This is a genomic window from Colwellia polaris (assembly GCF_002104515.1).
Lineage (GTDB): Bacteria > Pseudomonadota > Gammaproteobacteria > Enterobacterales > Alteromonadaceae > Cognaticolwellia > Cognaticolwellia polaris.
On record NZ_NBOE01000002.1, the window covers coordinates 128771 to 152059 of the forward strand.

Annotated in this window: 19 protein-coding genes; 15 read left to right on the forward strand and 4 right to left on the reverse strand. The window is 36.2% G+C overall.

Annotated elements, in window-relative coordinates; all coding sequences use genetic code 11:
- The first annotated feature begins 5 nt into the window (after positions 1 to 5).
- Together thiL and B6A32_RS05070 are read left to right on the forward strand one after the other, a co-directional pair.
- Entirely contained in the window at positions 6 to 977 is a 972-nt protein-coding gene (gene thiL / locus B6A32_RS05065; RefSeq protein ID WP_085301663.1) for a thiamine-phosphate kinase, read from the forward strand.
- 2 nt (positions 978 to 979) lie between these two features.
- Positions 980 to 1450, forward strand: coding sequence for a phosphatidylglycerophosphatase A family protein (locus B6A32_RS05070; protein WP_085301664.1), 471 nt, complete (start codon positions 980 to 982; stop codon positions 1448 to 1450).
- A gap of 261 nt (positions 1451 to 1711) precedes the next feature.
- Here B6A32_RS05070 and serA read toward each other — a convergent pair whose 3' ends face one another.
- The 4 genes from serA to B6A32_RS05090 form a co-directional block, all read right to left on the reverse strand.
- Positions 1712 to 2941 carry a phosphoglycerate dehydrogenase gene (gene serA, locus B6A32_RS05075; protein ID WP_085301665.1) on the reverse strand — a complete coding sequence of 410 codons (1230 nt, stop codon included), beginning with the start codon at positions 2939 to 2941 and terminating at the stop codon, positions 1712 to 1714.
- Between the two features lie 110 nt (positions 2942 to 3051).
- Complete coding sequence (gene rpiA / locus B6A32_RS05080) at positions 3052 to 3708, reverse strand: ribose-5-phosphate isomerase RpiA (protein ID WP_085301666.1); 657 nt, start codon at positions 3706 to 3708, stop codon at positions 3052 to 3054.
- A 159-nt stretch (positions 3709 to 3867) separates the two neighbouring features.
- A complete protein-coding gene (locus tag B6A32_RS05085; protein WP_085301667.1) occupies positions 3868 to 4524 on the reverse strand; it encodes a 5-formyltetrahydrofolate cyclo-ligase in 657 nt (218 codons plus the stop codon).
- Positions 4525 to 4809: 285 nt separating this feature from the next.
- A complete protein-coding gene (locus tag B6A32_RS05090; protein WP_085301668.1) occupies positions 4810 to 6339 on the reverse strand; it encodes a peptide MFS transporter in 1530 nt (509 codons plus the stop codon).
- Positions 6340 to 7004: 665 nt separating this feature from the next.
- Between B6A32_RS05090 and B6A32_RS05095 the strand changes: the two genes are divergently transcribed.
- From B6A32_RS05095 to B6A32_RS05155, 13 genes are all read left to right on the forward strand, one after another.
- Complete coding sequence (locus tag B6A32_RS05095; protein WP_085301669.1) at positions 7005 to 9731, forward strand: SLBB domain-containing protein; 2727 nt, start codon at positions 7005 to 7007, stop codon at positions 9729 to 9731.
- Between the two features lie 103 nt (positions 9732 to 9834).
- The gene (gene tviB, locus B6A32_RS05100; RefSeq protein WP_085301670.1) at positions 9835 to 11115 is read left to right on the forward strand and encodes a Vi polysaccharide biosynthesis UDP-N-acetylglucosamine C-6 dehydrogenase TviB; all 1281 of its coding nucleotides are present in this window, start codon (positions 9835 to 9837) and stop codon (positions 11113 to 11115) included.
- 56 nt (positions 11116 to 11171) lie between these two features.
- Positions 11172 to 12218, forward strand: coding sequence for an NAD-dependent epimerase/dehydratase family protein (locus tag B6A32_RS05105; RefSeq protein ID WP_085301671.1), 1047 nt, complete (start codon positions 11172 to 11174; stop codon positions 12216 to 12218).
- Positions 12219 to 12650: 432 nt separating this feature from the next.
- A complete protein-coding gene (locus B6A32_RS05110) occupies positions 12651 to 13688 on the forward strand; it encodes a Wzz/FepE/Etk N-terminal domain-containing protein (RefSeq protein WP_085302351.1) in 1038 nt (345 codons plus the stop codon).
- Positions 13689 to 14726, forward strand: a complete 1038-nt coding sequence (gene wecA / locus B6A32_RS05115) for a UDP-N-acetylglucosamine--undecaprenyl-phosphate N-acetylglucosaminephosphotransferase (protein WP_085301672.1) — start codon at positions 13689 to 13691, stop codon at positions 14724 to 14726.
- A gap of 130 nt (positions 14727 to 14856) precedes the next feature.
- Positions 14857 to 15870 carry a UDP-N-acetylglucosamine 4,6-dehydratase (inverting) gene (pseB, locus tag B6A32_RS05120; protein WP_085301673.1) on the forward strand — a complete coding sequence of 338 codons (1014 nt, stop codon included), beginning with the start codon at positions 14857 to 14859 and terminating at the stop codon, positions 15868 to 15870.
- Between the two features lie 20 nt (positions 15871 to 15890).
- Complete coding sequence (gene pseC / locus B6A32_RS05125) at positions 15891 to 17051, forward strand: UDP-4-amino-4,6-dideoxy-N-acetyl-beta-L-altrosamine transaminase (protein ID WP_085301674.1); 1161 nt, start codon at positions 15891 to 15893, stop codon at positions 17049 to 17051.
- Positions 17052 to 17056: 5 nt separating this feature from the next.
- Positions 17057 to 17743, forward strand: a complete 687-nt coding sequence (gene pseF, locus B6A32_RS05130) for a pseudaminic acid cytidylyltransferase (RefSeq protein ID WP_085301675.1) — start codon at positions 17057 to 17059, stop codon at positions 17741 to 17743.
- A 1-nt stretch (position 17744) separates the two neighbouring features.
- The gene (gene pseG / locus B6A32_RS05135) at positions 17745 to 18806 is read left to right on the forward strand and encodes a UDP-2,4-diacetamido-2,4,6-trideoxy-beta-L-altropyranose hydrolase (RefSeq protein ID WP_085301676.1); all 1062 of its coding nucleotides are present in this window, start codon (positions 17745 to 17747) and stop codon (positions 18804 to 18806) included.
- Positions 18806 to 19453: a UDP-glucuronic acid dehydrogenase gene (locus B6A32_RS05140; protein ID WP_085301677.1), complete on the forward strand. Its 648-nt coding sequence runs from the start codon at positions 18806 to 18808 to the stop codon at positions 19451 to 19453. Before pseG ends, B6A32_RS05140 begins: the two co-directional genes overlap by 1 nt.
- The gene (gene pseI, locus B6A32_RS05145) at positions 19443 to 20495 is read left to right on the forward strand and encodes a pseudaminic acid synthase (protein ID WP_085301678.1); all 1053 of its coding nucleotides are present in this window, start codon (positions 19443 to 19445) and stop codon (positions 20493 to 20495) included. The genes B6A32_RS05140 and pseI overlap by 11 nt, the downstream gene beginning before the upstream one ends.
- Positions 20496 to 20508: 13 nt before the next feature.
- Positions 20509 to 21747, forward strand: coding sequence for a lipopolysaccharide biosynthesis protein (locus B6A32_RS05150; protein ID WP_085301679.1), 1239 nt, complete (start codon positions 20509 to 20511; stop codon positions 21745 to 21747).
- Positions 21737 to 23287, forward strand: coding sequence for a hypothetical protein (locus B6A32_RS05155; RefSeq protein WP_143327868.1), 1551 nt, complete (start codon positions 21737 to 21739; stop codon positions 23285 to 23287). Before B6A32_RS05150 ends, B6A32_RS05155 begins: the two co-directional genes overlap by 11 nt.
- Positions 23288 to 23289 lie beyond the last annotated feature (2 nt).

Consider the following 23289-nt stretch of genomic DNA (forward strand, 5'->3'; position numbering starts at 1 on the left):
GTAATATGAAAGAGTTTGAATTGATCAAACGCTACTTTAGTGAGCAGATGATTAAACGCAAGGATGTTGTGCTTGGCATAGGAGATGACTGTGCAATAGTTACTCCTTCTGAGCGTCAGAATATTGCAATTACTACCGACACCTTGGTCGCTGGCGTACACTTTCCGCATGAAACAAGTGCACGCGCGATCGGCCATAAGTCGATTGCTGTAAACCTATCCGATCTAGCTGCTATGGGCGCTGAGCCTACTTGGATTTCATTGGCCATTACATTACCAGAAGTTGATGTAAAGTGGGTTGAAGAATTTTGTAAAGGGGCATTTGAATTGTGCGAGTTTTATAACGTGCAATTAATTGGTGGCGATACCACACAAGGCCCTTTAAGCATTACACTTACCGCTCAAGGTTTAGTACCTCATAATACCCACCTTAAGCGCTCTGGTGCAAAAGCGGGTGATTGGATCTATGTTACCGGTGAAATTGGCGATGCGGCCTTAGCACTTAAACACATATTTAAAGAAGTTAATGTTGCGCCTGAATATCGAGAAAGTGTACAACGGAGTTTAGACTTTCCAACCCCTAGAATACTTGCTGGACAAGCCCTACGTGGCTATGCAAGTTCCGCTATAGATCTTTCCGACGGTTTAATCGCAGACTTAGGCCATATTTGTACCGCGTCTAAAGTAGGTGCCAATATTGTACTTGACGATTTACCTATTTCTAATGCATTGCGTGATACTGTTGGATTAGATAAAGCCTATGAAATGACATTAGCGGGTGGCGATGACTACGAGTTATTGTTTACCGTATCTGAAGACAATAAAGTGGGTATGGAAACAGCTTTAGCTAATACAAGTAATACTATTACATGCATTGGTCAGATTAACGGAAGTGAAAAAATCACAACCACTTTGAACAGTAAGCCTGTTTCTATTCACGCTAACAGCTTCGAACATTTCTCCGGTACTAAAACCTGAACATGAAAAAATCTACAGCAAATTTTCGCCTTTTAAATCCCGTGCATTTTCTAGCACTAGGTTTTGGTAGTGGATTAGCACCGAAAGCACCAGGCACTTTTGGAACGTTAGCAGCTGTACCCTTATTTTTATTAATGGCGCCACTGAGTAATACTGTTTACTTGGCGCTTTTAGTCCTTATGAGTATCGCTGGTATTTATATTTGCGGTAAAGCGGCAGAAGATGCTGGTGTGCCAGATCATGGCGCCATCGTATGGGACGAAATTGTAGGTTTATTAATCACCATGTTTTTAATGCCAGTAACATGGCAAACACTATTAGTAGGTTTTGTTCTATTTCGATTTTTCGATATTTTAAAACCTTGGCCTATTTCCTTTATCGATAAAAACTGTCATGGCGGTTTTGGCATTATGCTTGACGATATAGTGGCAGGTATTGCTGCTTGGGCGTGTATGATGCTTATTTTTTATTAAAAGCAAAGTATCAGTAATACCAATTGAAATAAATAATCAATCATTTTAAGGCGGTCTAAATCGTCAATAACTGCGTTGTTTTCAATCCCAATAGCCCGCTATTGCTCAATCAAACGCCTTATTATTGAACAATTTATCCTCGCTTAAAATTGGTCAATAACTTATTACATTTGGTATCAAGTATTTATAAAGCGTTCAAATGTAATTAAAAAAGCCAAAGAAGTTATTCTTTGGCTTTTTCGTTTTTAGTTATTGGTTAAATTAATTTAACAACCTAACTCTAATAGTCGCTTCAATTTGCTTTAACTCTTTAAGGGCTAATTCGCGGCTTTCAACTTCAATATCGATAACTACATAACCAATTTGATCAGCCGTTTGTAAATATTGTGCAGCAATGTTGATATTGTGCTTAGCAAACATTTGGTTAATTTGAGTTAATACGCCTGGCTTGTTGTGGTGAATATGTAATAAACGACTCGTACCAACATGACCAGGTAGCGATACTTCAGGGAAGTTAACCGCAGACAAGGTTGAACCATTATCTGAATATTTCGCTAGTTTACTTGCTACTTCAAGACCAATATTTTCTTGTGCTTCTTTAGTGCTACCTCCAATATGAGGCGTTAAAATAACATTGTCAAAAGCGCGCAATGGGCTAACAAACTCTTCTTCGTTACCCTTAGGTTCAATCGGAAATACATCGATTGCGGCACCGGCAACTTTTTTACTGATTAAAGCATCCGCTAACGCATCGATATCAACCACAGTACCGCGAGATGCATTAATAAATATCACGCCGTCTTTCATCACTTCAAATTCAGCTGTACCCATCATGTTTTTAGTTTGAGGTGTTTCAGGCACATGCAAGCTTATAACGTCGGCTTCTTTTAATAATGCTGTCATTGTTGGTGCTTGGCTTGCGTTACCTAAAGGGAGCTTAGTTTCTATATCGAAAAAGCGAACTTTCATGCCTAACGTTTCCGCTAGAATGCCTAATTGCATGCCGATATGGCCATAACCAATAATACCTAGGGTTTTACCTCTAGCTTCAACTGAACCCGCAGCCGACTTATTCCAAACGCCACGATGTGCTTGGGCACTTTTTTCAGGAATACCGCGCAGCAACAATAACGTTTCACCTAAAACTAACTCTGCAACTGAGCGAGTATTTGAAAATGGTGCGTTAAATACGGGAATACCTAATGATTGAGCTGCAGCTTTATCGACTTGGTTGGTCCCAATACAAAAACAACCAATAGCAACTAGCTTTTTCGCATGGCTTAGTACTTTTGCATTCAAGTCTGTGCGAGAGCGTATGCCAATAAAGTGTACATTAGCAATTTTCTTAATAAGCTCGGCTTCTGAAAGGGAAGTTTTAAGATATTCAATATTTGAATAGCCTTTGTTTTTAAGCTCTTCAAGGGCGCTTTGATGAACCCCTTCTAAAAGTAATATCTTAATTTTATCTTTCGCTAGTGAATTATTGCTCATGGTTGTTAATCTTCTCTGGATCAAAAATTTACGTGTGCTAAACCTTAATTAAATAAGCGTTTAGATGGCTAGATACCTAAACTATCATATAGGGCATAAAATCTAAAGTGTTATTTTATTATTTTTGCACCGTCTTGTGTGCCGATAATTAATACATCAGCTGGACGATTAGCGAACAAACCATTAGTCACAACTCCTGCAATTGCATTAATGCTGTTTTCAAGGGCTTTAGGGTCGAGTATTTCTAGATTATGCACATCAAGAATAACATTGCTATTGTCGGTTATAACACCTTGACGATAAGCAGGATCACCGCCTAATTTAACTAATTCTCTCGCAACATAACTGCGCGCCATAGGAATAACTTCAACAGGTAATGGAAAGCGGCCTAATATAGGTACTTGTTTAGTATCGTCAGCAATACAAACAAAAGTTTTAGCAACTGCAGCAACAATTTTTTCACGAGTAAGTGCAGCACCGCCGCCTTTAATCATATGCATATGTGGGTTAATTTCATCAGCGCCATCAACATAAACATCAATACCGTCAATATTGTTAAGTTCAAACACTTCTATGCCGTAAGACTTTAAGCGCTCTGTTGAAGCTTCTGAGCTCGACACCGCACCGACAATAGTTTCTTTAATGGTAGCAAGCGCATCAATAAAGTGATTTACCGTTGAGCCAGTTCCTACGCCAACAATGGTATCTGCTTTAATATATTCTAGCGCTTTTACTGCTGCTGCTTTTTTCATTTCATCTTGAGTCATAATAGGCCTGTTAAAATCAGTTTAAAGTTATTAGCTGTCAGTTTTTAGTTATTAGGGGCCCGCTTTATGTTTTTGTCTTACTAAAGGCAGGCAACTCAAAACTAAAGATTACGCAAATATTATAACAATAGTATTAATATTGGCTTAGTCTTTATTTATCTAAATTGAGCTAAGGCCAAACACATATTGTCTACTTGGCGTTACTATTTCTGGTAGTGGAATATCCCAAAGCTGTGAAGGTACTTCGTCTATTAATTGAATATCATGTGCTAGGCCAATGGGGTAAGGCTTTAATGGTATTTTTTCATTAACATTTTTACCTTTCTGCTCACCGTTTTTGTTATTTTCAAGACAATATTTTTTGAACCATGTTGATAACGTTCTATCGTAAAATCCACCGCCCATACCTAAGCGATTTCCTGTTTGGTCAAAAGCCACTAAAGGTGTAAAAATAATATCTATTTCATTAATATTTTTAATCAGGCGCACATCGAGCTTTGGTTCTAAAATACCGTACTTATTTGTTTGCATAATACTGCTTGGCTGATAATGCAAAAAGAGTAAATGGCCAGTACTAAAAGGGTGTAGCACAGGTAAGTATACGTTTTTGTTATTTTGCCAACACCATTTAATAAAAAGCAGTGGGTCAAGCTCTCCATCGTTGGCTAAATACAGTGCAATGTTTTCTGCCGATAGCACATCAGCTCTTGCGGTTAAATGGTTGAGTAACTCACTCGATAGCTGTTGCTGCTCAATATCATTTAAGCTTTTTCGCTTTGCTCTGATTAACGATCTTATTTGGTTTCTAGTAGGCATAATTAATAACGATTTTTAGTTAAGCTAATGAGTTAAGTTTTATTGTTTATACAAGAATTCTGTTAAAGCCCAACCTACAAGAAATCAACAAAAATTGAAATACCTAGTTTTAGGTATGTGGTACTCGTGATAATTTCACTCAATAAAACTGTATTAGAGTAGAGCTGAATTAAGCTTTAGCTAAATAGAACAATGCTCCACACTATTATTTTTAAGGCAAAAAAATAGCCAACACAATGTTGGCTATTTATCTTGATAATTTAAACGCTAATACGTTATAAAAAATTATGCAGTAGTTGTTGTACCGTTAGTGTTCGCAGCTGGTACTTCATCATCTTCTGTTTTAAGTGCTTCCCAGAATCTAGACTTTAAACCAACTAGCAAAATAACAATACCAATACCAATGCTGAACAAGCTAATTTGGATATATAACGCAGGTATTTGTTCAACGTTATTTGGATCATAGTTACCCGCAAGTAAACCAGAAATAATATTACCAATAGAATAAGTTAGAACGAATACACCCATCATTTGGCCAGCAAATCTTCTAGGCGATAACTTACTTACCGCACTTAAAGCGATTGGGCTTAAACATAACTCACCAACCGTATGTAAGAAGTAAGTGGTAATTAACCAACCTGGAGCCACTTGTAAGCCACTTGCCGCATATTGTGCAGCAAAGAACATAACAATAAAGCCACTTGCCATGATAATTAAACCAGCAGCACATTTAATGCCGTAAGCAGGTGTTACCATTCTTTGACCTAATTTTATCCAAAAGGCAGCAAAGAAAGGCGAAAGTAAAACGATAAACATTGAGTTAGAGAACTGAAACCATGCCGTTGGTACTTCAAAAGAGCCAATCATGCGGTCAGTGTAGTCACGTGCAAATAAGTTTAATGAAGAACCTGCTTGCTCAAAACCAGACCAAAAACATGCTGAGGCAATACAAATTAATAACAACGCCCAAAGCTTTTTCTTTTCATTACCGGTTAAGCCACTACAAAAATAAATAACCGCGTAATAAATAACAAAAATTAGGGTAAATGCAATGGCAACATATTGTGCTAAGGCAATAGGGTCTATAACAATAACGCCTTGAAACGTTAATACAGTAATAACAGCAATAGAAACTAAACCAGCAATAATAACTGTCCAACTGTTACGTTGGCCTTTAGCTGATAAAGGTGCAACAGGTTTTGCTCCTACACCTTCTAACTTTGGTGCAGTCATTTTGTATTGAATAAGACCGGCAGCCATACCAATTGCAGCAGCACCAAAAGCATAATGCCAACCGAAATCAGAAGCTAAATAACCACAAATTAAATAACCAATGAAAGAGCCTAAGTTAATGCCCATATAATAAATAGCGTAACCACTGTCACGGCGTTTATCGCTTTCACTGTATAATTGGCCAACCATAGCGCCAATGTTAGGCTTTAATAAACCTGTACCTAAAATAACTAAAATTAAACCGATGAAGAAAGTTTTGTCATTTGGAATAGCCAGAACAATGTGGCCAAGCATAATAATAATGCCGCCGTACCAAACAGCACGTTGCCCGCCTAGTAGTCTGTCTGCTATCCAACCACCAGGTAAGCCCATGAAATAAACGGTACCGGTATATAAACCATAAATAGCTGTTGCTGAAGCAATTGTTATTCCTAAACCGCCTTCTTGTAACGTTGCCGTCATAAAAAGAACAAGTAAAGCGCGCATGCCGTAATAACTCATGCGTTCCCACATTTCAGTAATGAAAAGTGTTTTCAACCCGCCCGGATGGCCATAAAAGGCCTCTGAATTCTGGGTACTCATATAAAATCCTCAATAGGTAAGACTAAACACGGTTTAAAATTGTTTTTATTTCAACAGGCATAAATATCAGGTTGATTGTGTTTAGAAAAATTACAAACTTTTAATAATCAGCCCGTTTTATACCTTTGCTAGCCTTGAAAGGCAAGTCTGGCAGGTTAATCTTTTGTTAATGACGTACAACTGCCTAATTTTTGTTAGGTTAGTTGATATTGTAGCCACGCACGCCTAAGTAATGTTGAATAAAATAGGTAATTAACTCAAGACATTATTAACAGCAATTGCATGAGAAGGTTTAATAGTTATTGGTTGAACACCGTTTTTAAATGTGTAGTGAACGCATATCAATTATTAAGAATGTGTACTTAAAGTAAATTATTGTAAACAAAGTTATCCGTTACCTGTACTTCACCATATTACTTGTTACATTTTCTTCGCGATAAAAGGCGATTATTTAAGGACCTGCTATTTAACAATAGCTTTATATAAAAAACTGAAAATTAAACTAATTCGCACGGTTAGCCCTGCAGATAATCTGCGAGTTTATTTTACGAAACAGGTTAATAAAAAGTTACTTTAATCAAAGTACACTTACTGATAAACTCCACGCTGCTTTACTTTTAAATCTAAGTTCTGTCCCCCGTATATATAGGAAGAAATACGCGCCAATGATTCATTTTATTCGTCTACTGACAAGCCTTTTTGTTGTTTCAACACTCTCATTTAATGCACTTGCTGCACAAATTAGTCAACAACAAATAGCGCAATTTAAAAACTTACCTAAATCGCAGCAGCAAGCATTAGCGCAAAGCATGGGCGTTGATCTAAACGCTGTTATGGGGCAAATTTCTAGCGGGGGTCAACAAACGCAGTTATCTTCAACACCGGTAATGCCTAGACAATCTGCAACAAACAATGGCGAAGAGCAAGACTTAGCTGAAAGCACGACTTTTGACAACGATACCGAATTATTCAAACCGCTTGAAAGGTTTGGTATCGACGTTTTTGCTAATGCTCCAAGTACATTTACCCCCACTATGGATATTGCTATTCCTAATCATTATGTTTTAGGCGTAGGTGATCAGTTATCAATCCAAATTTACGGTAAAGAAAACGCAGAATATAATTTACCTATAACGCGTGAAGGCAATATTCTTATTCCTGATGTTGGACCTATTAAAATTGCGGGTTTAGCCTTTGCCGAAATGAAAAGCTTTCTAACAGAGAAAATTCAACAACGCATCATAGGTGTTAATGTTGTTGTTAGCTTAGCCGAACTGCGCTCAATGCGTATTTTTGTTTTGGGCGATGCTTATAAACCTGGCCCATACACCTTAAGTTCACTTTCAAGTGTAACGCATGCCATTTTTGCAGCAGGCGGTGTTAGTGATATTGGCTCACTTCGTAACATTGAAGTAAAACGTGCGGGTAAAGTAGTGCAAACGGTTGATCTATACGACCTGTTAATAAAAGGTGACTCATCAAGCGATATACTGTTGCAATCTGGCGATGTAGTTTTTATTCCTACTCAAAGCCAAAGTGTTTCTATATTAGGCGAAGTTAGAAGACCAGCTATATATGAATTAAAAAAAGGTGATAACTTTAACCAAGTTATAGAAATGGCTGGTGGCTTATTACCTTCAGCATATCCTCAATCAACTATGGTTGAACGTTACAACAAACAAAACTTACGCAGCATCGTTAACGTTGATTTAACGAATGTAGAAGCACGTAAACAAAAATTAAAAAGCGGTGATTACATACGCGTATTGAAAAGCTCAGGCATGTATGAAAAATCAATTACTGTTATTGGTGCCGTTTCACGTCCAGGTAAATACCAATGGCAAGAAAATATAAAAATTGCTGACTTATTACCCAGTTTAGACTCTCATATTTTACCAAGTGCAGATTTAAGTTACGGCTTAGTTATTCGCCAAAAAGATGCCGCTAGAAATATCGAAGTTTTACAATTCAATTTAGCTAAAGCAATAAATGACCATACTGACAATTCAACTGATAACTTAACCCTACAGCCAAGCGATAAAGTTTTAATATTTTCTAATGTAACCAAGTCTGTTGATGAAAAAATATCTTTAGACGAGTTAGCGTTTACCCAAGAGCAACTTTTTGCCAAAGAACGTCAAGAAGCTAAAACGTTACACAAAGAAGAAGCGTTTTGGAAAAAATACGGCGGAAATTCAACACAACGTGCATCAACCAGTGCCGAAGAAGATGAAGTAGAGCGTTTAATGAATCAATCATTAGTGCAAATTACTAATAATGCCGCTAATGGCCAAGTTGATATCCGCGAAATGGCTTTATTTTCTCGACCTCGCTTGTTAGCTCCTGTGTTAAGAAAACTTCGTCAACAAGGCGCTTCTGGGCAACCAATTCAATTGGTAGAAGTAGATGGACAAGTTAAATTTCCTGGGATTTACCCATTAGCTAAAAACGCTAAAGTAAGCGATTTACTGGCAGCCGCGGGCGGTGTAAATGAGTCTGCCTATTTAGCACGTGCAGAAGTAACACGAAATGAACTAACGGTTGAAGGTGCTGAAAAAATCTCGCTAGACGTAGACTTAGGTTTAGCCCTTAAAGAAGATAAAAGCTTTGATATAGCTTTACAAAGTAAAGACAGACTAAACGTACATAAAATTCCATCGTGGAGCGAAAATCATGTGGTTGAGCTGCGTGGTGAATTTGTATTCCCAGGTAAATACACTATTCGACGTGGCGAAACCTTGGCTGACTTAGTCGCTAAAGCGGGTGGTTTAACACAATATGCTCATCCAGACGGCTCAGTATTTACGCGAGAAAAACTGAAAGTACTTGAAAAGAAAAACCTAATAAAACTTGCGGGTGATTTACGTATTGAAATGGCGTCAAAATCATTAACAGAGCAAGGTACTTCAGCATCATACGACGATGCTCAAAAACTACTTGCAGATATTACAGAGTTAGAGCCAGTAGGGCGTTTAGTTATTGACTTACCGCACTTAATGGCTTCAGATAACAGTGAAGTTTTACTTGAAGGTGGCGATGTACTGTATGTACCAACTAAGAAGAACTCTATTAATGTTATTGGTCAGGTTCAAGTAGGCTCATCACACTTATACAGTAGCGTAATGTCAGCAGAAGATTATATCGCGCAAAGCGGTGGTATTAAAAAACGTGCAGACGAAGAACGTATTTATGTTATCTCAGCCAGTGGTAGCATTAAAATACTAGAACAAAGTAATTGGTTTGCAGGTGCAGCAGATTCTTCACTTAAACCAGGCGATACCATAGTAGTGCCGTTAGATTCTGAGTACATGAACGACCTTACTTTATGGTCAACAGCAACGCAGATTATTTATAATGCAGCGGTAGCTGTTGCAGCGATTAATGGTATTTAAGAGCACTTAAAGGTGGGGGTAATACTCAGCCTAACATTAAATTAAAGTGTGCTAAACATACACTAAAGTTAAAACTGATTAATAAGGGTAAAGGGTTGACAAAATGATACGTGATTTAAAAGATGTAAAAATAGCTATTATCGGCTTAGGTTATGTTGGTTTGCCGTTAGCCGTAGAGTTTGGTAAAAAATATCAAACGTTAGGCTTTGATATTAATCAAGCACGTATCAATGAATTAAATAATGGAAACGACAGTACCTTGGAAGTTAGCGACGAAGAACTCGCTGCAACAACTAATTTAAGCTATTCTTGCCAGCCTGAAGACTTAAGAAGTGCTAATGTTTATATCGTTACTGTTCCAACACCTATTGATCAGCATAAACAGCCGGATTTAACACCGTTAATTAAAGCGAGTGAAATGTTAGGTAAAATCGTCAGCAAAGACGATATTATTATTTATGAGTCAACTGTTTACCCAGGGGCCACAGAAGAAGCATGTATCCCCGTTGTAGAAAAAGTGTCAGGCTTAGTATTCAATAAAGATTTTTACGCTGGCTATTCACCTGAGCGTATTAATCCGGGCGATAAAGAGCACAGAGTTACTAATATTTTAAAGGTTACTTCTGGCTCTACACCTGAAATAGCCACTATTGTTGATGATTTATATCATTCAATTATTACCGCAGGAACACACAAAGCCAGTTCAATTAAAGTTGCTGAGGCTGCCAAGGTAATTGAAAACACACAGCGCGACGTAAATATTGCGTTAATTAATGAACTTTCAATTATTTTCAACAAATTAGGCATTGATACCTTGGAAGTTTTAGAAGCCGCAGGTACTAAATGGAATTTCTTACCGTTTCGCCCCGGCTTAGTTGGTGGTCATTGTATTGGTGTAGATCCTTACTATTTAACTCATAAAGCGCAATTAGTCGGTTATCACCCTGAAATGATACTCGCTGGACGACGTTTAAATGACGGTATGGGAGCTTATGTAGTATCGCAATTAGTTAAAAATATGCTCCATAAACGCATTCAGGTTGAAGGTGCCAACGTATTAATTATGGGACTTACTTTTAAAGAAAATTGCCCTGATTTACGTAACACTAAAATTGTTGATATTGTTAGTGAACTTAAAGAATACAACATTAATGTAGATATTACCGACCCTTGGTGTTCTAGCGAACAAGCCGAACATGAATATAACTTAACGTTAACAGATAAACCTGAGGCTGGTAAGTACGACGCTATTATTCTCGCCGTAGCTCATAATGAGTTTAAGGTAATGGGCGTTGAAGAAATTCGCAAGTTAGGTAAGTCACAACATGTACTTTACGATTTAAAATACATTTTACCAAAAGAGTCGGTTGATATGCGTTTGTAATACCACCAGAAAAACAAATTAATAAGCCTTAAATACAACAAACAGTGGAAGTAATAATGTCAAAATACGATGAAGTAAAAAAGCAACTTATTCAAACACCAAAAACTTGGCTCGTAACAGGTGTTGCGGGGTTCATCGGTTCAAACTTACTAGAAACTTTACTCTTGTTAAACCAAAAGGTTATTGGTTTAGACAACTTTGCTACCGGCCATCAACATAATCTAGACGAAGTTAAAACAGCAGTATCTCTACAGCAGTGGGATAACTTTACCTTCATCAAAGGCGACATCAGAAACTTCGAAGACTGTGAAAAAGCACTATCAACTGAAAACCTAACTGTAGATTACATTTTACACCAAGCCGCTTTAGGCTCTGTTCCTCGTTCAATTGCAGATCCAATATTAACCAACTCGGCTAACATCACTGGTTTTGTAAATATGCTAACAGCAGCAAAAAACGCTAAAGTCTCAACTTTTGTGTACGCTGCTTCAAGCTCGACCTATGGCGATCATCCTGCATTACCTAAAGTTGAAGAGAACATTGGCAAACCTTTATCTCCTTATGCTGTAACTAAATATGTTAACGAGCTCTATGCCGATGTATTTAACAAAACTTACGGTTTAAATACCACAGGCTTACGTTATTTTAATGTTTTTGGAAAGCGTCAAGATCCCGATGGCGCATACGCTGCTGTTATTCCTAAATGGACCGCAGCAATGATAGAAAACCAAGATCTATTTATTAACGGTGACGGTGAAACCAGCCGCGATTTCTGTTTTGTTGAAAATGCCGTGCAAGCTAACATATTAGCAGCGACAGCTAATGAAGAAGGTAAAAACCAAGTTTATAATGTAGCACTGGGTGACAGAACAACATTAAACGAACTATTTTCAAGTTTAGTTTCTGCTTTAAAAAGCAATGAAGTTAATTACGCCAAACAAGCCATTTACCAAGAGTTCAGGGCAGGGGACGTTCGTCATTCACAGGCCGACATCTCTAAAGCTAAAAACTTAATAGGCTACCAGCCAGAATTTAGAATTCAGCAAGGCATTAATAAAGCAATGCCTTGGTATATAGACTTTATAAACAAGCAAAAAACCTAATATCCAATACCTAATAATCAAATTAAACTCCGAGGGTAAATTTGTAAGCGCAAGTACCTATCATTTTGAAAGTATATTGGGGATATATGTTTAACGTATCCCCAAAACTTATTATTTATATTAATAGCGTAATAACGAATTTAATATTAAATACATATCATCAAAAATAACGCGTATATTTAACGATAAATACAAGCATAAACCCGATTAATTTATACTCACTGATAAATACCAAATAGAAATTGGTAATAAAAAAGTAATAAACTCCTATTAACAAGTACGAAGACATTGTTATAATGATTAATCAGTTGGGCTGTTAACACTCTATGTTAATTTAAATGCCACTAGGAATAGTTATTAAAATGAACTTAAATGCGAGTTATTGTGAAAAGTCATAAATTGCAAGGAAGTACTTCAAACGAAGTCAAGGCAATGAATTCAAACGAATATCATCATCAGACTAACCTTCCCGAAGACGACGAAATAGATCTGGCAGAGCTTTGGCATGCTATATGGTCGGGTAAACTAATTATCATCATCATTAGTGCATTGTTTGCTATCTCATCGGTGTTATATGCGATAAATCAACCCAATATCTATAAAGCAACGACTTTGTTATCCCCAGCAGGAGAACAAAGCGGAGCCGGTGGCTTGGCTAAAATGGCTGGGCAGTTTGGCGGCTTAGCTAGTTTAGCAGGGATTAACCTTGGCGGTGGCGGAACTGACAAAACTGGCCTTGCGCTTGAAGTGTTAAAGTCACGTTTTTTTCTAGAGAATTTCATTGAAAAACACAATTTACTTGTGCCTTTGATGGCTGTAAATAATTGGGATATAGCTACTAACACCTTAATCTATGATGAAGAAATTTATAATCCAGACAACAAAGCATGGATTAGAGAAGTTAAAGCACCTAAAAAACCTCAACCTTCTTCATGGGAAGCATTTCAAGAATTTAAAAAAATCTTATCAATAACTACCGATAAAGAAACGGGCATGGTCACAATTTCAATAGAACATTATTCGCCAGAAGTTGCGACTCAGTGGCTAAAGTTATTGGTTACAGATATAAACTCGACCATGAGAGAACAAGATAAAATTGAAGCACAAAACAGTATCGACTACTTAACAAAAAAATTACAAGAAACACAATTAGCTGACATGCAAACTGTATTTTATCAGTTAATTGAAGAACAAACTAAAACCATAATGTTGGCTGAAGTATCAAAAGAATATGTTCTAAAAACTATTGATCCTGCCAATGCACCCGAAGAAAAAGCCAAGCCTAAACGCGGCTTAATTGTTATGCTAGGTACTATGCTTGGTGGTATTTTATCGGTGTTGATAGTATTAATACGCTATTTTACTAAAAAACAAACGCCAACTAAACTAAGTAACGATTCTTTGCATACAGAACATTTAAATCAACAAAACCAAAAAAATCAAATGCTAGGTAAACAGGAGTATACTTAAATGATAGTTATTGCCTTAACAGCCTTAACTGCTTTTTGTTTTGCATTTTTAGCGATTAAATTATTTAAACCTATCGCAGTTGATGTTGGCTTAGTAGATAAACCCAATGCAAGAAAACATCATGAAGGTCAAATTCCCTTAATCGGTGGTATTTCTATATTTGCTGCCGTATTAGCGGCAAGCTTACTTTGGTTGCCTGATACGTTAGAACTTCGCATGTACTTAATAGCTTCAGCTATGATGGTGTTTATTGGAGCATTGGATGATAAATACGACCTTAAAGTGCGCATTCGTATAGTTGGACAAATTATCATTGCCAGTTTGATGATCTACGGCGTCGGTGGGTATATATCGAACTTAGGTGATTTATTCGCTTTCGGTGATATTGAGCTTGGCCCTATAGGTATTGTTTTTACTTATTTTGCCATTATTGTAGTTATAAACGCCTATAACATGGTTGATGGTATTGATGGTTTAGTAGGCAGTTTAAGTTTAAACACTTTTACCGCCATTGCGCTATTGTTTTTAATGAGTGGGAATACTAATTATTTAAGTTACCCTTTAATATTAGCCACAGCTACCTTGCCTTATTTAATGTTTAACTTAGGCTTTTTACAAAAACAAACTAAAAAAATATTTATGGGTGATGCCGGTAGTATGTTTATTGGTTTAAGTGTTATTTGGTTACTATCAATGGGTACTCAAGGTGAAAACGCTTCTTTTAGGCCTGTTACTGCATTGTGGATTTGTGCCGTACCTTTAATGGATATGTTAGCGATTGTTATGCGCCGTTACCGTAAAGGCAAATCTCCTTTCAAACCAGATCGTGATCATTTGCATCACATATTGCAGCGTGCAGGTTTATCTTCACGTCAAACATTAATCGCGATTACAATATTTTCAGTATTTATGTCATCATTAGGTGTTTTAGGGGAGTATTTTCAGGTGCCTGAGAGTGTCGAGCTAGTGCTATTTGTGGTGATATTTATTCTTTATAATAAATATGCTCGGCATTTTAGTTGGAAGTATAATGAGTAGCAACATTACTTATCTAATATAATTCGAATTAAAAAACTCAATATTGTATAGCATTGCTATATATGTACACATTAAATCTTTAGCTATTCATGTTTTAGGTTTTAAAGTAAATAAATTTTAGGTAATAAAAATGTTAAATAACAAAGTTGTTTTGATCACAGGCGGAACAGGCTCTTTTGGTAAAAAGTTTATTGAAACTATTTTAGATAGATATCCAGAAGTAAAAAAGATCATAATTTACTCGCGTGATGAATTGAAACAATCTGTAATCAAACAAAAGTATCCGTCTTTTGACTTTCCTCAGCTTCGTTTTTTTATTGGTGATGTTCGCGATAAAGATAGAATGACACAAGCTTGTGAAGGTGTTGACGTAATAATACATGCAGCAGCAATTAAACAAGTCGATACAGCTGAATACAACCCTACAGAATGTATACGAACAAATATCGATGGTGCAGAAAATGTAATCCACGCTGCGCTTGCTTGTGGTGTTAAAGATGTTGTTGCATTATCTACCGATAAAGCTTGTGCGCCTATTAACTTATATGGAGCAACTAAACTAGCTTCAGATAAGTTATTCGCAGCGGCAAATAATATTCGTGGTTCTAAAGACATTAAATTTAGTGTCGTTCGTTACGGAAATGTAATGGGCTCACGTGGCTCGGTTATTCCATTCTTTATTGATAAAAAGAAAGAAGGAATGTTACCAATTACGCATGAAGAAATGACCCGCTTTAACATTTCACTTCAAGACGGTGTAAATATGGTGATGTATGCTATTGGTCACCATATTGGTGGTGAAATATTTGTACCTAAAATCCCATCTTATAAAATTACCGATATAGCTACAGCTATAGCACCAGAATGTGACACACGAGTTGTAGGTATTCGTCCTGGTGAAAAGCTTCATGAAGAAATGATAACAGATACTGATTCTTTGAATACTATAGATTTAGGTAAGTACTACGCTATATTACCTTCTGTTTCATTTACTTATACAGAAGAAGAATATATGAAACACCATAAAGCTGTAAAAGTACCTTTTGGCTTTAAATATAACTCGGGTACCAATACAGAATGGGAAACAGTTGAGTCATTAAGAGACTTGATTGTTGAGCATGTTGACGCAAGTTTTTCAGTTTAATTTTCGGTAAGAATAATTTTATGATCCCATACGGTAAGCAAGAAATAACTCAACAAGACATTGATGCAGTTGTTGATGTATTAAAATCAGATTTTTTAACACAAGGGCCACAGGTGCCTTTATTTGAACAATCTATAAAGTTTGCCGTAGATGCTGAACATGCACTTGCTGTGAATTCAGCAACATCAGCATTGCATATAGCTTGTTTAGCATTAGGTGTTGGTAAAGGGGATGTTGTTTGGACAACCCCTATAACATTTGTTGCTTCTGCAAATTGTGCTTTATATTGTGAAGCTGATATAGACTTTGTTGATATTGACCCTTCAACTTATAACCTCAGTGCAGAAAATTTAAAGAAAAAATTACAGCATGCAAAAGAAAATAACTTATCATTGCCTAAAGTAGTTATACCTGTTCATTTATGTGGACAACCCTGTGAAATGGACAAAATCCATGCATTAGGGCAAGAGTATGGCTTTGCTATTATTGAAGATGCTTCACATGCCATTGGCGGCAAATATAAAGGCAATCCTATAGGGAACTGTGAATATAGTGATATTACTGTTTTTAGTTTTCACCCAGTGAAAATAGTCACTACAGCAGAAGGTGGTGTAGCAACAACTAATAGTAAGGAATTAGCTGCTAAATTGGACTTACTTCGCAGTCATGGTATTACTCGAGACAGCTCGTTAATGGTAAATGATAGCCATGGTGGTTGGTATTACGAGCAGGTTGATCTAGGTTTTAATTATCGTATGACAGAGATGCAAGCAGCTTTAGGTGTGAGCCAAATGTCACGATTACATGATTTTGTTGCGAAACGTAACGCTTTAGCTGCTCGTTATGATGAACTATTAAAAGGTTTACCTTTAATTACACCATATCAAATTGAAGACTCTTACTCTGGTCGACACTTATACGTTATTCGTCTAAAGATAAACGAAATTACAATAACGCACAAAGAGTGTTTTGAGCAACTTCGTGAAAAAGGTATCGGAGTTAACCTTCATTATATACCTGTTCATACTCAGCCGTATTATAAAGGGTTGGGATTAGTATTTAGTCAGCTTGATGAAGCTGAAAGTTACTATAAAGATGCTATTAGCATACCTTTATTTCATGCGATGACTGAAGCGCAGCAAGATGAAGTTATAAAAGTAATTAAAGAAGTATTGGTTTAAATCTAATGAATATCGCTATCATTCCTGCTCGAGGAGGCAGTAAAAGAATTCCTCGAAAAAATATAAAAAACTTTTATGGTAAACCTTTAATTGCATACTCCATTGAAGCTGCAAAAAAATCAGGTTGCTTTGATCGCATCATTGTTTCAACAGACGATAGTGAAATTGCAACAACGGCACTCGAATATGGTGCTGAAGTACCTTTCATAAGACCTAATAACATATCTGATGATTTCGCTACTACCCTTGATGTAATTAATCATGCTGTAAAGTTTTGTATAGAAAGCGAAATGGACGTAAATTATGTATGTTGTATATATGCTACAGCCCCTTTTCTTTTGCCTGAAGATTTAATTAAAGGCTTAACATACCTAAAAAATGACCAATCTCTTAATTACGCATTTAGTGCAACTAATTTCTCTTTTCCTATCCAACGAGCAATTAAGTTAACTGATAATAAAGTAGAAATGTTTCAACCTGAACACCTAAATACGCGTTCTCAAGATTTAGAAGAAGCTTATCACGATGCAGGGCAGTTTTATTGGGGTAAAAAGGATGCATTCTTGGAAGCTAAACCTTTTTTTGATGAAAAATCAGTCATTGTTAAACTCCCAAGAGATAGAGTACAAGATATAGATACCCCTGAAGATTGGGACTTTGCTGAAAAATTGTACTCTGTAATTAACAAATAAAATGAACATTCTTTTTAGGGCTGATGCATCTATTCATATTGGTAGCGGGCATGTTATGCGTTGCTTGGTATTAGCGAAAATACTTAGTAATAAAGGACATAAGGTTACTTTTGCTACGCGACCACAAAAAGGTGATTTTGTTGATTATATTCAACAACAAAACATCCAAATAATCGAACTCCAAAGAACTAGCGAAAGTACTAGCCCTCAAAATGAAAATGATTACAATGCATGGCTTCAATTACCTTGGCTTGAAGATGCAAATGACTTTATTCAAAAGACGGGCGAAGTAGATTTAGTGATTGTTGATCACTACGGAATAAATAAAGAATGGGAAACATATGTTTCCCAATCTTTAAGTTGTAAGATTTTTGTAATCGATGACTTAGTAAGAGAGCATTGCGCTAGCTTAATTCTTGATCAAACTTTTGGCAGACAAGAACATGAATATATTACTGCTAACAAAGAAACTATAATACTTACAGGTAGTCAGTATTCATTATTGGCATCGCAGTATAGCGAGTTACGAATACAAGCAGAGCAAAAGAGAAGTATATCATCTGATTGTAAAGTATTAGTAACTATGGGCGCTATAGATACTCCTAACGTAACTTTAAAGGTACTTCAGGCATTATCAAAAATAGAGAATATAAACGTTACTGTGTTATTGAGCCCTAGAGCTCCACATTATGAGAGTGTGTCATTGTTTTGCACAAATATGCCTTCAATAACACATATAGATTTCTCAGAAGACGTAGCGACTTTAATGCTTGAACACGATGTTGCTATTGGAGCACCAGGTAGTACCTCATGGGAGCGAGCCTGTTTAGGTTTACCAAGTATCATTATACCGATAGCAGACAATCAAGCAGTCATCGCAGAAAATATTGCTAATGCGGGCGCTGCTATAAAGCTAGCCATTGAAGATATAGAGCCTGGTTTTAAAGCAGCTTTTAAATTACTTACCTCTAATTGGTTAGAGTTCAGGCTCAACAATTTTAAGATTACTGACGGTTTAGGCGCATTTCGCGTAGTAGAACAAATAGAGAATTTAGAGCACTGATGACTTCAATAACTTTACTCTGTAGTGATATAAACCATCCTATTTTCCCACTTTTAAAAGTATGGAAAGAAAATAATAAAGATAAATATCAAATCAATCTTTTAAATAAAGTTGAAGATATTGTACAAGGCGGAGAAATACTTTTCTTAATTTCTTGCAGCCAAATTATTACAGATAAAACTAAATTGTTATTCCAAAATACCTTAGTATTACATGCGAGCGACTTACCTGTTGGTAGAGGTTGGAGCCCTCATGTTTGGGATGTTATATCTGGTAAAGATGACATTACGCTTTCATTATTGGAAGCAAAAGAGCCTGTTGATACTGGAGATATCTGGAAAAAAGTAAAAATAAACTTAGATGGCACAGAACTTTTTGATGAAATAAACACTTTACTGTTCGATGCAGAACTAAATTTAATTGAATGGGCTTGTGAAAATCATAATAATTGCCAGCCTATGCCTCAAAGCGGCCTAAAGTCGACTTACTATAGAAAAAGAGTTCCGCAAGATAGTGAGTTAGATCTAGATAAAACATTAGATAGTCAATTTAATCTTTTGAGAGTATGTGATCCAAATAGATTCCCTGCATTTTTTTATAAAAATGGCCAAAGATATAATGTGAGAGTTGAAAAAGATGAAAACTAAATTTGTTGAAATAGATAATAGAAAAATAGGCCCTGATTTTCCTCCTTATATTATTGCTGAATTATCAGCTAATCATAACGGTGATATAAATAGAGCCTTTCAAATTTTAGAAATGGCTAAACGCTGTGGTGCGGATGCAATTAAGCTACAAACCTATACCCAAGATACGTTAACAATTGATTGTGACAAACCAGATTTCAGAATTGAAGGTGGCCTTTGGGATGGAAGAACATTGTACGACCTTTACACTGAAGCGCACATGCCTTGGGATTGGCATAAGCCACTTTTTGCGAAAGCAAAAGAATTAGGCATAACAATATTTAGTTCACCTTTTGATACGACTGCAGTTGACCTTCTTGAAGAGCTAGGTGCCCCAGCATATAAAATAGCGTCATTTGAGGCGATAGACTTGCCACTGATCGAATACGTTGCAAAAACAGGTAAACCTTTAATTATATCTACTGGTATGGCGAACAAAGAAGAAATACAAGAAGCTGTTGAAACTGCAAAAAATGCGGGTTGTAACGAGTTAGTTGTATTACATTGTGTAAGTGGCTATCCAGCGCCATCAGGGGATTATAACCTAGCGACAATACCTGATATGGCCCAACGTTTTGATGTGCTTACTGGCTTATCAGATCATACTATTGATAATACTACAGCAATAGCATCGGTAGTTCTTGGTGCTTGTTTAATTGAAAAACATGTAACTTTAGATAGAAATGGTGGCGGCCCTGATGATAGCTTCTCACTAGAAGAGCCTGAGTTATTTCAACTATGCCGAGATGCTAAAATTGCTTGGGAAGCGCTTGGTAAAGTTAATTATGAGCGTAAAGAAAGTGAAAAAGGTAACTTAGTTTTCCGTCGTTCTTTGTATGTTGTTAAAGATGTTAAAGCAGGGGAAATATTTACACATGAAAATATCAGAAGTATAAGGCCTGGTTATGGTGTCCCACCTAAGAATATTGAACGCTTTCTTGGTAAAAAAGCAGAAAAAACAATAAAAATGGGCACGCCTTTAAGTAATGATCATATAGCTTAATGTTTAAATTTAAATGAATTCGGAAATTATAAAAAGGCTTATCAACTTAGGCCTTCGCGGACTGAGTATGGGTAGTAAGTTTGTACTCGTTATATTCCTAGCCAAATATCTTTCAGTAGAAGATATTGGACTATATGGTTTAATCATTGCGACGGTAAGCTTTTCAGTTGTTCTTCTTGGAGGTGAGATTTATACCTACAGCCAACGAGAAATGTTGAGCGTAGACAAGTCGCAGTGGTTTTGGGTAATTCAACAACAAAGTATAGCAACATTAATGCTATATTTTATTGTTTTACCGCTTCAGCTTGTTATTTTTTATAACAACTGGCTGCCTAAGTCTTTGTTGCCAATATACGTTTTATTACTGATAAGTGAGCATATAGCTCAAGAAATTAACCGTATTTTAATCACCATGCAAAAGCAGCTTATAGCCAGTATTATTCTTTTTTTTAGGCTTGGTGCTTGGTGCTGGGTAGTTATTATTCTTTTTTTGTATAACGAATCATACCGACAAATCGATACTGTATTATGGTTATGGCTAACAGGTAGTGTTATGTCAATTTTTATTGGCGTAACTTTTGTGGTAAATGAGCTACCGAGTTTATCTTTTAATAAAGTAGACAAAACTTGGATCAAAAAAGGCTATTCAGTTGCCTTTAAGTTTTTTTGCGCAACATTATGCTACAGAGCGATAATGACATCTGACCGATATATTATTGAATATGTTGGAGGTAAAGATATGCTCGCTGTTTATGTTGTATATGTAAGTATTGCAATGGCTATAAATAGTGTTCTTGTGCCTACTGTTTTTTCCTTTGTTTATCCCAAACTGGTTGCAAACTATAAACAAGGTAAATTTTCTGAATACCGAGGTAATCTTAAAGAATTAATTAAGTCTGTTGTAATTATTGGAGGCGGAGTTGCTGTATTAATAGGTGTATTCGCTCCATTTGTATTTGAATGGACTGATAAGGTCATTTTATTGGAAAATATTCATTTACTTTGGCTTTTGTTGCTAATGTCATTTTTATACTCAGTAAGTATGGTCCCACATTATGTGTTATACGCAAAAGGCCTTGATAAGAAAATATTATATAGCCATTTTTTTAGCTTATTATTCTTTACGGTTGGTTGCTTAGTGGCGATGAAATCCACAAATGTAAACATCGTGTTGTATTCATTAATTGGCTCAATGGTCTGTCTTTGTGCTACTAAGGCTTGGTTTGCTTTTAGTAACAAACTTGAAAATTAAAACTACTATGTTTGAAGAAAAATCTATGACTGAAAAAAACATCATATTTATTTGTTGTATAGCTAAACCTTGGATTAAGGTTATGGATAAATTGACTCTAAACGGTCTAACGCCTAGCTATATTGTTCATTGGCGTGATGAGAGCGAGTTATATCAGAATTCAAATTTCACAGACTGTTTTTTCCAAACGGTCGAAGATGCTTGGGCTGGTAAAGGGTTTCCAGCGGATACTCGCCCAACAGCATTAGATGAAGAACAATTAAAGTCGATAGCCTGGTATGAATCGCAAGCTTTAATAATGATGAATAGATTAGACCCAACAGAAGTCAAAATGAATACAGCTTCTAGACAGTATTATTTTAGAGATCTTGTTGGTTATTGGCTTAGCATTATAAAAGAAAAAAATATTGAACTTGTGGTTTCTCCATCTATACCTCATCGAGTTTTTGATTATGCCTTATATGTAGCTTGTAAAATTGAATCACTAGACTATTTATCATTTCAATTAACGCCATTTGGTTCAAATAGTGTAATGATATCCGATATTGAGGGCATGCCTAAAATTAATGCAGACTATGGAAGCGGCTTGTTAGTTCCTAGTGCCCCAGTACTAAGCCGGGTTAATAAAATATTAGAGGATTATCAAGTAGCTATTCCTGATTATATGAAGGCTCATGCCAAGAATAATAAGTCTATTCTGAAACCTATCAAAAAAACTTATAGCTCCTTATATAGGAATATTAAAGAGCGTAACTTTTATAAGATTAAGCAACCAAATACATATTGGCTAACAGATGGATATTTGCCATATGAAAAGCAGATGGGTTGGTTGGAATACATTTCTGTAAAGTTCAAACATGCTTTTAAGGTAAAGCAATTAGAAAAGTCTTATAGTAAAATTGTTACTAAAACGCTTGATAAATCTACGCCTTATGTATTTGTGGCATTGCATTATCAACCAGAAGAAACTACGTGCCCAACTGGTGGCTCGTATGCAGATCAAATCTTGATGATACAATTACTTAATGAGGTTTTACCCTCGAATGTGAATATTATTGTCAAGGAGCACAAATCACAATTTTACAGAGACCAAGAAGGCTCTGCCGGAAGAAGTCAACTCTATTACAATAGAATTTCATCTATAGCTCAACGTATTTACTTCGACAGTGTGGATAGTGATCCTTTTGCTTTAATTGATGATGCATTAGCTACTGTAACAGTTAGTGGCACTATTGGTTGGGAAAGTGCTATTCGAGGCACCCCAACACTAAATTTTGGGAGAGCCTGGTACGAAGGTATGCCCAGAGTCTTTAGAATAAAAAGCAAACTCGATTTAGAGACTGTTTTCCCTAAATTATGTTTATTGAAAAATCAAAACCTGCACGGTGAAATTTTACATTTTCATAAGTTACTTGAAGATAGTTTTATCAAGGCAACCCACTATAAATCATTTATAGGTAAAGGTGATGTTAGTATGGACGAGTCAGTTCAGAATTTAACAGATGGTTTATTATCACATACAAGTGACAAGATAACTTAATA